This is a genomic window from Microbispora sp. CA-102843, assembly GCF_050936215.1.
GTDB lineage: Bacteria > Actinomycetota > Actinomycetes > Streptosporangiales > Streptosporangiaceae > Microbispora.
The window spans coordinates 2,846,526-2,860,678 of sequence record NZ_JBNJNF010000001.1; the positions used below are offsets into that span (position 1 = coordinate 2,846,526).

Consider the following 14,153-nt stretch of genomic DNA (forward strand, 5'->3'; position numbering starts at 1 on the left):
CGATGAGCCCCACGACCACCCCGTCCGCCGCGACCCGGCCGTTCCCGCTGGAGCCCGCGCCGATCCACGTTCCCGACGAGGTGCTCGACGACCTGCGGCGGCGCCTGGAGCTGACCCGCCTGCCGGACGACGCGGGCAACGACGACTGGCGCTACGGCGTGAACGCCGCCTACCTGCGGGAACTCGTCGACTACTGGCGCGACGGGTACGACTGGAGGGCGGCCGAGGCCGCCATCAACGCTTACGAGCACTACCGCGTCGAGGTCGAGGGCGTGCCGGTCCACTTCATGCGCAGGCCCGGCGCCGGTCCCGACCCCACGCCGCTGATCCTCACCCACGGCTGGCCCTGGACGTTCTGGCACTGGTCCAAGGTCGTCGATCCGCTGGCCGACCCCGGCGCGTACGGCGGCGACCCGGCCGAGGCGTTCGACGTGATCGTGCCCTCGTTCCCCGGCTTCGGGTTCTCCACCCCGCTGCCGAACCACCCGGACATGAACTTCTGGAAGGTCGCCGACCTCTGGCACACGCTGATGACCCGGACCCTCGGCTACGAGAGGTACGGCGCGGCGGGCTGCGACGTGGGAGCCCTGGTGACCGGACAGCTCGGGCACAAGTACGCCGCCGAGCTGCACGCCGTCCACATCGGGTCGGGCCAGAAGCTCACGTTGTTCAACGGCGACAGGGCCTGGGACCTCAGCGGCGGCAGGCCCATCCCGGAGGGCCTGCCCGCCGACATACACGCCCAGGTCGTCGCGGTGGAGAGGCGGTTCGCCGTCCACCTCGCCGCGCACGTGCTCGCCCCGAGCACGCTCGCCCACGGGCTGTCCGACTCACCCGCCGGGATGCTCGCCTGGATGCTGGAGCGCTGGGCGAACTGGAGCGACAACGGCGGCGACATCGAGACCGTCTTCACCAAGGACGACCTGCTCACCCACGCCATGATCTTCTGGGTGACCAACTCGATCGGCACCTCGATGCGGACCTACGCCAACAACAACCGCTACCCCTGGACCCCGTCCCACGACCGGCAGCCGGTCGTCGAGGCCCCCACCGGCATCACCTTCGTCGGCTACGAGAACCCGCCCGGCGTGAGCACGGACCAGCGTGTGCGGCACTTTCTCGACGGCGACCGCGCCGGCTGGTACAACCTCGTCAACCTCAACGCCCACGACCACGGCGGCCACTTCATCCCCTGGGAGATCCCCGGCGAATGGGTGGACGACCTGCGGCGCACCTTCAGGGGCCGGCGCTGACACCCCCGGGTGGGCCAGGCTGCCGCGTCGGGGTGCGCGTCATCGCCTCCCTCCGGGTCAGAGCCGGAAGGCCAGATCGGGCGTGATCTCCGCCACGTCCATCTGGGCCTTCTGCAGGCGGCCCGAATAGTCCCAGTTCATCGCCTGCCAGCGGGTGAACTGGTCGAGCACCCACATGCCGCTCTGCCTGCTGCCGTTGCCCGACTTGCCGTTCCCGCCGAACGGCAGGTGGGCCTCCGCGCCGGAGGTGGAGTTGTTGACGCTGACCATGCCGGCCGAGACGCCCTCGCGGAACCGGAACACCGCCTTCGGGTCGGTGGTGTAGATGGACGACGACAGGCCGTATCCCGGCCGGTTGGCCAGGTCGATCGCCTCATCCAGGGTGGAGAACGTCGTCACGCCCACGATCGGGCCGAACGTCTCCTCCAGGAACAGCCGGTCGTCCGCGCGGACGCCGTCCACCACCACGGGGTGGTAGTACAGTCCCTCGCCGTCCATCCGGCCGACCGGGCCGGGCAGCACGGTGTGGTGCGGCTGGATCCAGCCCAGGTACTCCTCGTAGCGCTGGGCGAACTTGTGGTCGAGCAGCGGGCCGTACAGCACGTCGCCGTTCGGGTCGCCGATCTTCGCGTCGCGCACGGCGGCGGTGAACCGGCGCAGAAACTCGTCGTGGACGTCCTCGTGGACGATGACCGTGCCGAGGGACGTGCACCGCTGACCGGCGGTGCCGAAGCCCGAGAACAGGGCGCCCTCGGCGGCGAGGTCGAGATCGGCGTCCGGCATGACGACCATCGGGTTCTTGCCGCCGAGCTCCAGGCAGGGCGACTGCAGGTGCCGCCCGCACAGCTCGCCGACGGCCCGGCCGACCGCGCTCGACCCGGTGAAGCCGACCTTCTGCACGGTGCCCTCGCCGAGCGCGCGGTCGAGACCCTCGTACGTCTGACCACCGTCGGCGAAGACGATGTTGAGCACGCCGTCGGGCAGCCCGGCCGCCGAGAACAGCCGGTAGAGCGCGTGCGCGGAGGCCGCGGCGTACTCCGCGGGCTTCCACACCACCGCGTTGCCGCACAGCAGCGCCGGAACCAGATACCACGAGGGGACGGCCACCGGGAAGTTGCCCGCCGTCACGATCGCCGCCACGCCGACCGGGACGCGGAAGGTGAACAGGCTCTTGTCGGGCATCTCCGACGGCACGGTCTGTCCGTAGAGGCGGCGGCCCTCGCCCAGGAAGAAGTCGCAGGTGTCCACGATCTCGCGGACCTCGCCCAGCGCCTCGGCGTACGGCTTGCCGATCTCCTCGGTCACCAGCCGGGCCAGCGCCTCGGTGTTGGCCTCGACCAGTCGGCCGATCGAGGCGATCACCCGTCCGCGCACCGGCGCGGGGACGCGCGCCCACTCCCGCTGGGCAGCCGCCGCGGCGCGGCAGGCGCCGGCGAAGTCGTCCGCGCCCGCGAGCAGGACGGTCGCCACCGTCTCCGCGGGCCGCGCCGGGTTGACGGACTCGTAGGGCGTGCCCGAAGAGAGCTCCTCACCCGCGACGACGGAAACGATCTGCCGAGCCACCGCTGACCTCCGGAAGTGTTGCTGGTGCCGAGCCTCGATTACACAGTATTTCCGCCCGCGGCGTCGGGCGACAGCCCCTCCTGGAGGGCGACCGCGGCGGCCTGGGTGCGGCTGGTCACGCTGAGCTTGGCCAGGATGTTCGAGACGTGGACGCTGACCGTCTTCTGTGAGATGAACAGCCGCTCGCCGATCTCGCGGTTGGCCAGGCCGCCCGCGACGTGGGCCAGCACCTCCCGCTCGCGCGCGGTGAGCGCGGACAGCCGCCCCGGCTCCCGTGCCGCCCCCGGTGGCTCACCGGCGGTGATCTCCTGCGCGTCGCCGTCGTGGGCGGCGGAGGAGGCCGTGGGGGTGGTCGCCGTCGGGTCGGGGAACCCGGCCCGCGCCCCGACCACCCTGAGCGTCTCCAGGAAGGGCCGGGCTCCCAGCGCGGCGGCGACGCGCGCCGCGCGCTCCCACTCGGCGCGGGCCGCCGCGCGGTCGCCCGCCCGCAGCAGGCTCTCGGCCAGGCGCCACCGCGACCGCGCCTCCTCGTAGACGAAGCCGAAACCGAAGGCCTCGGTGGTGCGCCGCCAGACCTCCGGATCCTCCGTGCCGTGCGCGCGGTGCCACTCGGCCTCCGCCCGGGCCAGCCAGGCGAGCCCTTCCGGCCCCAGCCGGACGCGCGGGCCGTTCGGCCCGTTCTCCGCCGCCCACCGCGCACGGCTCAGCAGGTCGTCGCAGGGCTCGCCGGTCCGGCCGAGGTCCGCCAGCGCCCACAGGCCGGTGGCCGCGATGCGGATCACACCGGAATCGAACGGCTCGAGCGTCGCGAGGATCGCGTCGACGTGGTCGAGCGCGGTACGCGGGTCGCCGCGCCACAGCGCCTGCTCGGCCGCCATGCCGCGGGCCATGTAGCCGACCAGCGTGTCCGGCCAGAACCTGGTCAGCCACCGCAGTCTTTCGTCGGCGCCCGGGCGCCCCCGGCCCACCTCGACGAAGAGGGCGAACGACGACAGCTGGGCCTCGGCCCGGGTGCCGACCCGGACGCCGAACCCTCCCGCCAGCCGTTCCGCGGTGTCCCAGTCGCCGTCCGCGTACTGAACCAGGTAGTGCAGGAAGCGCAGGTCGGTGCCGAACGTGCTCCAGGCGAGCCCGGTCTCCCCGGCCAGCCGTACGCCGTCCTCGGTGATGCGGGCGGCCACCGCGAGGGCGCCGTTCTCGTAATGGACGCGGGCGAGGTTGAAGCGCGCCCGCAGGTCGATGGACAGGTCGCCCGAGGGGCGGCGGGTGGCGCGCGTGAGCAGGTCGACGGCGTGCTCGACGCTGCTTCCGAACTCCTCCTCGATCAGGGCGAGCGAGACGAGGGCGCTGGACTCCGCGTCGCGGGCGCCGGTCGCCTCCGCCACCTCCAGCGCCCTGGACGCCGTCGCGGCCCCCTCCTCGAAGCGGTACTGCCGGGACAGGGCGCGGGCGTAGGTGGCCAGGGCCCTGGCCAGCAGCGGGCTGTGCGGCGCGAGGTCCACCGCCTCCCGGGCCATCTCGATCGCCTCGGCCTCGTCGCCGCCCGCGTCCGCCAGATAGTAGGAGAGCCGCTCGCCGGTCTCGGCGATCAGGACCGGGTCGCTCGCCTCGCGGCGCAGCCGCCGCAACTGCTCCACTGCCCGGTGGTAGTCGCCGCCCGCGGCCGCCGCCGCGGCGCTGGCCAGCGCGATCCTCGCCCGGCTCTCCCCGGCCAGCCGTTCGGCTCCGGGCACCTGGTCCCAGACCTCCAGCACCCGCTCGAAGTGCCGGTGCGCCTCCGCCGGCGCGCCGAGCCCGGCGGCCAGCCGTCCGGCCTCCACCGACGCCCGCAGCGCGCCCGGCAGGTCGTGCCCGGCGAGGTGGTGATGGGCCAGCTCGGCGGGGGAGCCGCCGCGTTCGGCGAGCAGCGCGGCGAACATGGTGTGCAGGCGGGTCCGCTCGCCCGGCAGCAGGTCGTCGTAGACGGCCTCCTGGAGCAGCGCGTGCCGGAAGGCGTAGCCGTCGCTGCCCGGCGTGAGCAGCCGCCGCGAGACGATCTCGCGCAGCGCGTCCTCCAGCGGCAGGTCGCCGAGCCCGGTCGCGTCGCGCAGCAGGTCGTGGCCGACCCGGCGGCCGGCCACCGCGGCGACCCGCAGCACCTGGCGGGCGGTGTCCGACAGAGTCTCCACCCGGGCGAGCAGCAGGTCGGCGAGCGTTTCCGGCAGCGGCGCCCGTTCGGCGCCGGCCGCCAGCAGTTCCTCGGCGAAGAACGGGTTGCCCCCGGCGCGCTCGATCACGGTCGTCAGGCCGCGTCCGGCCACCGGTCCCGCGGGGCCCTCGCCGTATCGGTCGAGGATGGCGAGATACTCCGCCATGTCGTCGTCGCCGAGCGGCGGCAGTTCTACGGAGGTGACCAGCGGCAGCCGCCGCAGCTCGGCCAGGACCGGGCGCAGCGGGTGGCGGCGGTGGAGGTCGTCCGTACGGTAGGTGCCGACGAGGCAGACCCGCTCGCGCTGCAGCATGCGGGTGAGGAAGACCAGCAGGTCGCGGGTCGAGCGGTCGGCCCAGTGCAGGTCCTCGAACACGACCAGGACCGGCTGCCGCTCGGCCACCTCGGACAGCATGTCGAGCACCGACCCGAACAGGCGCTGCTGGGCGAGACCGCCGGTGGTCGCCTCCGCCGGGCCCGCCTCGTCGCCGGGCAGCAGCCGCCGCAGCGCTGGACGGGCCGCGACGGCGGGAGCGACCGGCCCGTCGGGATCGGCGGCGGCGCCGCGCAGGGCGTCCGCGAGTGGCAGGTAGGGCAGGGCGTCGCCGAGCTCGGCGCACTGGCCGATGAGCGTCACGAACCCTCGCCGCTGCGCGAGGTCGCACAGCTCGGTGACGATCCGCGTCTTGCCGATCCCCGCGTCGCCGCCCACCAGGGCGACCCCCGCGAGCCCGGCCGCGGCGGCGTCGAGCACGCCCACAAGCTGACCGAGCTCGGCGGAACGCCCGATCAGCTCCCTTTGCGGCGTACGTGCAACCACGCAGGTGAGTATGACACGCGGTCCCGACAGAACCGTGATGACGGCATGGCGCTCACCCGGTCCTGCGGCCGTCCACGAGGCGGGGACCGCGCGCGTCGTCGCGCAGCTCGGCGGGCAGCGCGGCGTCGGGGACGTTCTGGAAGGCCACGGGCCGCAGGAAGCGCGCGACGGCGGCGGTGCCCACCGACGTCGTGGCCGGTGCGGTGGAGGCCGGGTAGGGGCCGCCGTGCTGCTGGGCGTCGCTCACCGTCACGCCGGTCGGCCAGTCGTTCCACAGCACGCGCCCCGCGTGCTCGGCGAGCAGCGGCACCAGCGCGAGCGCGAACTCGTCGCCGTCCGATCCGGCCTGGACGGTGGCCGTGAGGTGTCCGCCCAGCGCGGCGACGACGTCGTACACCTCGGACTCGTCCGTGTACTCCACCAGCAGGGCCGCGGGCCCGAAGCACTCCGTGCCGAGGACCGCAGGCCTGGCCAGCGCGGCGGCGGCGGTCGTACGCAGCACCACAGGGGCCGCCCCGGTGTCCTCCGCCTCGTCGCCGCACAGGGAGATCTCGACCCCCGGCTCGGCCGCCAGCTCCGCGATGGACGTGTGGAAGCGCCCGGTCGTCTCCGGCGTCAGCATCCGTCCCGCGGTCAGGGGCGGCAGGGCGGCGGTGAGCGCCGCGGCGTCGGGCACGAGCACGACCCCGGGTTTGGTGCAGAACTGCCCGGAGCCGAGGGTGAAGGAGGCGGCCAGCCCGCGCGCGATCTCGCCGGCCCGCTCCCGCCAGGCGGCGGGCGTGACCACGACGGGATTGGTGCTGCCCAGCTCGCCGTAGAACGGGATCGGCGTCTCGCGCGCGCAGGCCAGGTCGAACAGGTGCCGGCCGGCCCGCTGCGAGCCGGTGAACGCCACCGCGCGGACCCGCTCGTCCCTAACGGCGGCGACCCCCGCTTCCACCCCCTCGACGAGGGCGAACGCCCCCTCCGGGGCCCCGGCGGCCGTCAGGGCGGCGGCCACCACCTCGGCCGTACGCCTCGACAGGCCGGGGTATCCGGGGTGTGCCTTGAGCACGACCGGGCAGCCGGCGGCCAGGGCGCTGACCGTGTCGCCCCCGGCCACGCCGAAGGCGAAGGGGAAGTTGCCTGCGGCGAACACCAGCACGGGTCCGAGCGGGACCGTCGTGCGGCGGAGGTCCGGGCGGGGGCCCATCGGCCAGTCCGGATCGGCGTGATCGACGCGTACGTCGGCCAGCAGTCCCTCCCGCAGCCGCGTCGCCAGCAGGCGGGCCTGGAAGGAGGTCCGCCGCAGCTCGCCGCTCAGCCGCGAGTCCGGCAGGTGCGTCTCCGCGCGCGCGAGCGGGACGAGTTCGCCGGCGGCGGCGTCGAGCGCGGCGGCGAGAGCGTCCAGCATCGCGGCCCGCCGGTCGGGCGTCGTCCGGGCGAGGACCCGCGCGCTCGCCGCGCTCGCGGCGAGGACGGCGTCCAGGGTTTCGGGTGTCGTCTCGCGGCCGATGCCGGGGCCGGCCGCGGGCCTGGGCTCGGGCGTGATCTCGGGCGTGATCTCAGTGGTGTTTTCGGGGGTGTTCTCGGGGGACACGCGGCTCCGTTCCGATGGGGAAGTGTTCGGGTGGCCGTTCAGGCGGCGTTCGCGAAGCGATCGAGGAACCCGGCGAACTCGGCCACGAGGTGGTCGAGCAGGCGGCGCCCCGCTGCGGGGGTCGCCGGGGTGACGGGGTCCGTGGTGCCGTTCATCCGGGCGATCCAGTCGTGCTCGGCGACGAAGACGCCGTCCGCCGTCATCGGAATCGGGCCGCCGGTTCGCTCCGGCGCCGTGCCGTCCTCGGCGATCGGCACGCCCAGGCCGAGGAGCAGGGCCGCCTCGAAGGCCCCGGCGTGGCCGGGCACGTGGGAGATGCCCGCCTCGCCCGCGACGGCCGCGAGCCTGTCGCCGCCGAGCGACCAGTACGAGGCGGCGGCCACCGTGATCTCGTGGTCGAGCACGGCGTCCCTGGCGGCCTGGCGGACGAGGTCGTCGTTGCCGCCGTGGCCGTTGAAGACGACGATCCTGCGGAAGCCCGTGCGCGCCGCGCTGTCGAGCAGGTCGCCCAGCACGGCGAGCAGCGTCCGGCCCCGCAGCGAGAGCGTGCCGGCGAACGGCAGATGGTGATGCGAGGAGCCGTACGCGATGACGGGCGCGACCAGCACGGCCGAGCGCGCCATCGCCGCCGCCATGCCCGCGATCCGCTCGCTCACGACGGCGTCGGTGGCGACCGGGAGGCGGGATCCGTGCTGCTCGGTCGCTCCGACGGGAATGACCAGGGTCGCCTCCGGCGACAGCGAGGCGAGTTCGGCGCTGGTGAGTTCGCCCAGGACGTGGGACCGCATGCTGGCTCCAATGCGCGTGAACGGCTTTCCTCCCGGCCGGGCGTCGCCGCGGCGGGCTCGGGCACCCACATTACGAGCTATTTACGCACACCGTCGAGAGGGGGAAGGCTCTCGTTCCCGCCGAAGTTCCGGACGTCCGAAGCCTCCGCAGGACCCGGGAGCCCCGGGAACGGGCCGCGACGCGGGCTGTTACGAACTATTTTGTTAACGTGTCCGAAATGCAGCCCATCCCTCTGGAGACCCGGGCGCCGGTGCGTACCCGGCTCGGCCTCGTGGTGCCCACGTCCAGCGAGAGCGTTTTCGAATCGGCCCTGGTCAGCCTGCAGGGCGTGGAAGCCCGGTGGGTGCGCTACGAGGACGAGGGGGAGATAGGGCTCGCGGTCCGCGAGGCCCTCCAGGACGTCGACGCGGTGTTCTTCGCCGGGCCGATGCCCCTGGATCGGTGCCGGTCGCTCCTGCCCGACGAGATGCCGGTCGCCGCGGCCCGCCAGGGCCCGATCGACCTGGCGCTGGCCCTGCTGCGCGCCCGCGAGCGGGGGCTGGCCCTCGCCCCGGCGAGCGTGGACACCTTCGACGAGCACGTGGTGGAGGAACTCGCCCGCGAGCTCGGCCTGCCGGTGAAGGCGATGCGCGTGCTGCCGTACGCGCCGGGGCAGGACGTCGAGGACATCGTGCGGTTCCACCTGGAGATGCGGCGGCGCCACCAGACCCACTACGCGGTGACGGGGCGCAGCGGTGTCTACGCGCGACTGCTGGAGAGCATGGATGTGCCGGTGCTCCGCTCGGTGCCGACGGTGGCCTCGATCCGGTCCGCGATGAACGAGGTGGTGCTGCGCGCGGTGTCCGCGCGGCACTCCAACCTCCGCTTCGCCGCCGCGGTGTACCGGCTGCTGGAGGACTCCGGCCTGTACGAGGCGGGCGTCGAGCGGGTCAACACCCTGCGCATGTTCTTCGACGCGCCGGAGTTCGGCGAGGCGTGGATCGAGCCGCGGGGGGACCAGTCCGTGCTGGTCTTCGCACACAAGGGCCTGCTGGAGCAGATCACGGCCTCCTGGACCGCGGTGCCGCTGCTCGAGGACGCGCGGTCCCGGCTCGGCGTGCGCATGGCGGTCGGCTTCGGGGTGGGCGAGTCGGTCAGGGACTCGGTGCGGCACGCGGAGATGGCGGTGCGCAGGGCGATGGCCGAGGGCGGCGACGCCGGTTATCTCATGACCGAGGACGGCCTGGTCATCGGCCCGATCGGGGTCGCGACCGACCCGCTGCGCTACACCTACAAGGCCGACGACCGCACCGACGACCGCGGGCTGCGCGAGCTGGCCGGGCGGGTCGGCCTCGGCGTGGCCACGCTGTCGCGCCTCGCCGACCTGGAACGGCGGCTGGACGGCGCCGGCGCCAGCGCGGAGGAGATCGGGCAGGCGCTGCGGGTCAGCGTGCCGAGCGGCCGGCGGATCATCCGCGTCCTGCGGGAGAACGGCCTCGCCCTTCCTGTCGGGCTCTCCCAGCCCGCGAAGCGGGGCCGGCCCAAGAGCCTGTACCGGCTGGACATCAACAGCCAGATGAAGGGCGCCCACCGGTCGGCCTGACCGAAGCCGGTATTTCGGACCCTTGACGCGCCCCACCGGGGCCTGCACACTAGGGCAACTAAACGAACTATTTCCGAACATAGTCGTAATTCCTTGCCCCTCCCCGGCCCCCCAGGGGAGAAAGGAGCAGACCGTGGAGCCGATGCAGCGTCGCAACCTCCTCAGGGCAGGTGCTCTCCTACTCAGCGCGGGCGTGCTCAGTGCCTGCGGTGTCTTCGGAGGCACGACCGGCGGGACGGCGTCATCCGGTTCGTCCTCGGGTTCCGGTCCCGTCTCCCTGGAGTTCTGGACCATCAACCTCAAAGAGGGCTACACGCCGTACATCGAGGGCGCGATCCACACGTACGAGCAGCAGCACAGCGGCGTGAAGATCAAGTGGGTGGACATCCCCGACTTCGAGCAGACCCAGAGCAAGCTGCTGGCCGCCATCAGCGGCGGCGCCACTCCGGACGTGGTCAACATGACCCCGTTCATCCTGCCGAAGTTCGCCTCGACCAACACGATCTACTCGATCGACGAGCTGGCCCCCGACGTCCAGTCGATCGGGGCCGAGTACACCCCCGGCCTGTGGGACGCCGGCGTGATCGGCGGCAAGGCGTACGCCATCCCCTTCTACGGCAGCGTCTCCGCGCTCATCTACAACGCGGAGCTGTTCCGCAAGGCCGGGCTCGACCCGGACAAACCCCCGGCGAACTGGGACGAGGTCTTCGCCGCCGCCCGGAAGATCCACGAGAAGACCGGCGCCTCCGGGTTCGTGCAGACGCTGGACGACTTCGACGACGCGGGCAACCCGTCCGACATCCTGGCCGGTCAGGCCGGCGTGCCGCTGCTGTCCCCGGACGGGAAGAAGGCGGCCTTCGCCACCCCCGAGGCGGTCGCCCACCTGGAGCAGTACGCCACGGGAGTCAAGGAGGGCTGGATCGACCGCACCTCCGTGAACGGCGCGGTCATGGACGGGGCCAAGGTCCTCGCCCAGGGCAAGACGGGCATGGTCTTCCTCGGGCCGTGGATCCTGCGCTGGCTGAAGGACAACACCGACGAGGAGACCTTCAAGCAGTTCAAGGTCGCCGAGCACCCGAAGGGCGCGGGAGGCGCGGCCAACGGCTTCCTCCAGCAGTTCGCGATCCCCAAAGCCAGCAAGAATCCCAAGCAGGCGCTCGACTTCGCCCGCTACTTCAGCTCCACCGTGCTCGAACTGGCCAAGCAGGCCCCGGTGATCCCCGGGCTCGCCTCCGTCGGCAAGGACCCCTACTTCCAGTCGTCGCCCGAGACCAAGGTGCTGGTCGACCAGGAGGTGAAGTTCTACTGGCCCAAGCATCCCGCCGTCGCCGAGCTGTTCGCCTCCCTCCGTACGCGCTTCCAGGCCGCGCTCCTCGGCCAGAAGACGCCGAAGGCGGCGCTCGACGAGGCGGCCGGGGACTGGGACCGCATCCTCTCGGGGACGCAGTGAGCGAATCGGCACTCCCGACCGGCCGGATCGGCACGGCCCGCGCCCGCCGGGCACCGCGCTCCTGGCGCCGGGTCAGGGACTCACGCTGGGGATGGCTCCTCGCCGTCCCCGCCGTGGGGCTGATCGGCGGCTTCGTCCTCTATCCCGCGCTCAACACGCTCGTCTTCAGCTTCACCGACTTCAACGGGCTGACCCCGGCCTCCTGGGTCGGCGTGGGGAACTACACCGCGCTCGTCTCGGACGCCGTCTTCCGGCAGACCCTGCTCAACTCGCTCGTCATCACCGTGGTGGTGACCGTTCTGCTCGTCTGCCTGCCGCTCCCCGTGGCGTACTGGATCCACCGGGGCATCCCGTTCCGGCGGTTCTTCCGCACCGTGCTCTACCTGCCGGTGGTGGTGCCGATCATCGTCTCGTCCGTGGCGTGGAAGTGGCTGCTGGACGACAACGGACTGGTCAACTACGTCCTGGTGACCCTGGGCGTCGTGGACCGGCCCGTCTCCTGGCTCTCCGACCCGGCCTGGGCCATCTGGTCGGTGGTGGGGGTCATCGTGTGGCGGGCGTTCGGGATCTACCTGCTGATCTACCTTGCCGGGCTGTCGACCATGTCCGGCGACCTGTTCGAGGCGGCCGCCCTCGACGGGGCCGGGCACGCGCGGACCTTCGCGAGCATCGTGGTGCCGCAGCTGCGCGGCTCGATCGTGCTGAGCTCCGTCATCGCGTTCGTGGCCGCGATGCGCACCTTCGACGAGATCTACGTCATGACCGAGGGCGGTCCCGTGAACGCCAGCAAGAACACCGCCTACCACATCTGGGAGTCGGCCTTCTCGTTCTTCAAGTTCGGGTACGGCAGCGCGATGGCGGTCGTGCTGCTGGTGCTCGTCCTCGGGCTGGTGCTCCTCGGGCTGCGGCTGGCGAGGAGGGTGTCGTGAGCGCGGGGACCAAGGGGGCGTTCGGCCCGGCCGGCCGCGTCATGATCGTCGCCCTGCTGGGCGCCGCCTCGCTCGTCGCGGCGGGCCCGCTGCTGTGGCTCGTGTCCACCTCGTTCAAGAGCCGGGGCGACGTCTTCACGGTGCCGCCGGAGATCATCCCGGCCCATCCGACGCTGGACAACTACGCGTACGTGTGGGGCCAGGCCGACGTGCAGCGCTACTTCGCCAACAGCCTCCTCGTGTCGCTGGGGACCGTCCTGCTGAACGTGTCGGCCGCGGCGCTGCTCGGGTTCGCCCTCGGCAGGTTCGACTTCAAAGGGCGGGGCCTGCTGTTCCTGCTCGGGCTCAGCACGATGGTCATCCCCTTCCCTGCCATCATGCTGCCGCTGTTCATCGCCGTGAAGGAGATGGGACTCACCGACAACCTGCTCGGGATCATCATCCCGACCAGCGCGATGACCCTCTGGCTGTCGGTCTACATCCTCCGGGAGGCGTTCCGGGGGCTGCCGGACGAGCTGGAGGAGGCCGCCGTGATCGACGGCTGCTCGCCGCCGCGGCTGCTCCTGCGGGTGATGCTGCCGCTGGTGAAGGCGCCGCTGGCCACGTCGGCGATCCTCGTCTTCACCCTCACGTGGAGCGAGTTCCTGTGGCCCCTGGTGATCATGCGGGACCACGCGAAGTTCACCATCTCGGTCGGCCTGCAGTACTTCATGTCGACCCTGACCTCGAACTGGCACCACATCGCGGCCATCGCGGTCATCGCGTCGCTGCCGGTGGTGGTCATCTTCCTCGCGCTCCAGCGCTACTTCTTCTCCGACGTCCTGGCCGGATCGACCAAGGGATGAACCGCATGAAAGTGACACGGCTGGAGGCCGTGCCCGTCTCGGTGCCGCTGCGCGAGCCGTTCACCTCAGCGCTGGGCGTCCAGGCGACCTCCGACTACGGGATCGTCATCGCCGAGGCCGACGACGGCACGATCGGTCTCGGCGAGATCTCCCTCATCTGGCACGGCAACGGCGCCGCGCTCTGCGACCTCGTCGAACGGCTGCTGGCCCCGGCGGTCGTCGGCGCCGATCCGTTCGAGCTGACCCGGTTCGAGGCCGCGGCGGCGGGACTGCTCGCCTTCGGCAGGCACACGCTGGCCGCCGTCGCCGCGGTCGAGACCGCGCTGCTCGACCTGGCCGGGAAGGCCGCAGGCCAGCCGGTCTACAACCTGCTGGGCGGCCGGGCGCGCGACCGCGTGCCGCTGTCCATGTCGCTGCCCATCGCGCCGGCGGAGGAGGTACTGGACCGGGCCCGCCGGCTGGTGGGGGAGGGGTTCGGCACGCTGAAGGCCAAGGGCGGCGGCGACCACGACCGGCTCGTCGAGGTCGTCGCGGCCCTGCGGGCCGAGTTCGGGCCCCGGCTCGGCATCCGGGTGGACCTCAACATGGCCTGCCCTCTGGCCAAGGAGGCGCTGCGGCTCATCCGCAGGCTGGAGCCGTACGACGTGATGTCGGTCGAGCAGCCGCTGCCCGCCGACGACGTGGACGGCATGGCGGAGCTGTGCGCCCTTTCACCCGTGCCCGTGATGGCCGACGAGAGCGTGTGGTCGCCCGGGGACGCCTGGCGGGTGCTGCGCGCGCGTGCCGCCGACATCGTGAACGTGTACGTGCCCGAGTCCGGCGGACCGGTCCGGGCCCGGCGGATCGCGGACCTGTGCGCGACCGCCGGGGCCGGAGTGGCCATCGGGAGCATGCCGGAACTGGGCATCGGCACGGCCGCCGCGGCGCACGTGGCCTTCAGCTCGCCCCGGCTCGACCAGCCGAGCGACGTGGCCGGGCACCTCTACCACGCCGACGACGTGGTCCGCACCGATCTGGTGATCGAGGACGGGTTCCTGCTGCCGCCCGCCGGTCCCGGGCTGGGGGTCGAACTCGACCGCGACAAGCTCGAGGCCTACCGGATCGACCCCGGCGCGGCGGTCCGTCCCTCACTCCGTGCGTCCTGACAAGCGAGGA

Annotated in this window: 10 protein-coding genes; 6 read left to right on the forward strand and 4 right to left on the reverse strand. The window is 72.6% G+C overall.

The annotated features are described in order from the left end of the window. Positions 1-2 precede the first annotated feature (2 nt). The gene (locus tag ACQEVJ_RS13425) at positions 3-1,253 is read left to right on the forward strand and encodes an epoxide hydrolase family protein (protein WP_433100696.1); all 1,251 of its coding nucleotides are present in this window, start codon (positions 3-5) and stop codon (positions 1,251-1,253) included. A 57-nt stretch (positions 1,254-1,310) separates the two neighbouring features. Here ACQEVJ_RS13425 and ACQEVJ_RS13430 read toward each other — a convergent pair whose 3' ends face one another. From ACQEVJ_RS13430 to ACQEVJ_RS13445, 4 genes are all read right to left on the reverse strand, one after another. Next, positions 1,311-2,816: an aldehyde dehydrogenase family protein gene (locus ACQEVJ_RS13430; protein WP_433100698.1), complete on the reverse strand. Its 1,506-nt coding sequence runs from the start codon at positions 2,814-2,816 to the stop codon at positions 1,311-1,313. Positions 2,817-2,854: 38 nt separating this feature from the next. Next, positions 2,855-5,824 (reverse strand): helix-turn-helix transcriptional regulator, encoded by a 2,970-nt coding sequence (locus ACQEVJ_RS13435; protein ID WP_433100700.1) that lies wholly within the window; start codon positions 5,822-5,824, stop codon positions 2,855-2,857. 52 nt (positions 5,825-5,876) lie between these two features. Beyond that, positions 5,877-7,319 (reverse strand): aldehyde dehydrogenase family protein, encoded by a 1,443-nt coding sequence (locus tag ACQEVJ_RS13440; RefSeq protein WP_433112698.1) that lies wholly within the window; start codon positions 7,317-7,319, stop codon positions 5,877-5,879. Positions 7,320-7,441: 122 nt separating this feature from the next. Next, a complete protein-coding gene (locus tag ACQEVJ_RS13445; RefSeq protein WP_433100702.1) occupies positions 7,442-8,191 on the reverse strand; it encodes a creatininase family protein in 750 nt (249 codons plus the stop codon). Between the two features lie 218 nt (positions 8,192-8,409). On the opposite strand from ACQEVJ_RS13445, the gene ACQEVJ_RS13450 reads away from it, so the two are divergent. The 5 genes from ACQEVJ_RS13450 (at position 8,410) to ACQEVJ_RS13470 (ending at position 14,143) form a co-directional block, all read left to right on the forward strand. Next, on the forward strand, positions 8,410-9,774 hold the full coding sequence (locus ACQEVJ_RS13450) for a hypothetical protein (protein WP_433100704.1): 1,365 nt from the start codon (positions 8,410-8,412) through the stop codon (positions 9,772-9,774). A gap of 142 nt (positions 9,775-9,916) precedes the next feature. Continuing rightward, positions 9,917-11,224 carry an extracellular solute-binding protein gene (locus tag ACQEVJ_RS13455; RefSeq protein WP_433112701.1) on the forward strand — a complete coding sequence of 436 codons (1,308 nt, stop codon included), beginning with the start codon at positions 9,917-9,919 and terminating at the stop codon, positions 11,222-11,224. Beyond that, entirely contained in the window at positions 11,221-12,153 is a 933-nt protein-coding gene (locus ACQEVJ_RS13460; protein WP_433100706.1) for a carbohydrate ABC transporter permease, read from the forward strand. The genes ACQEVJ_RS13455 and ACQEVJ_RS13460 overlap by 4 nt, the downstream gene beginning before the upstream one ends. Then, positions 12,150-12,998 (forward strand): carbohydrate ABC transporter permease, encoded by an 849-nt coding sequence (locus ACQEVJ_RS13465; RefSeq protein ID WP_433100708.1) that lies wholly within the window; start codon positions 12,150-12,152, stop codon positions 12,996-12,998. Before ACQEVJ_RS13460 ends, ACQEVJ_RS13465 begins: the two co-directional genes overlap by 4 nt. A 5-nt stretch (positions 12,999-13,003) precedes the next feature. Beyond that, on the forward strand, positions 13,004-14,143 hold the full coding sequence (locus ACQEVJ_RS13470; protein ID WP_433100710.1) for a mandelate racemase/muconate lactonizing enzyme family protein: 1,140 nt from the start codon (positions 13,004-13,006) through the stop codon (positions 14,141-14,143). The last annotated feature ends 10 nt before the right edge of the window (positions 14,144-14,153 follow it).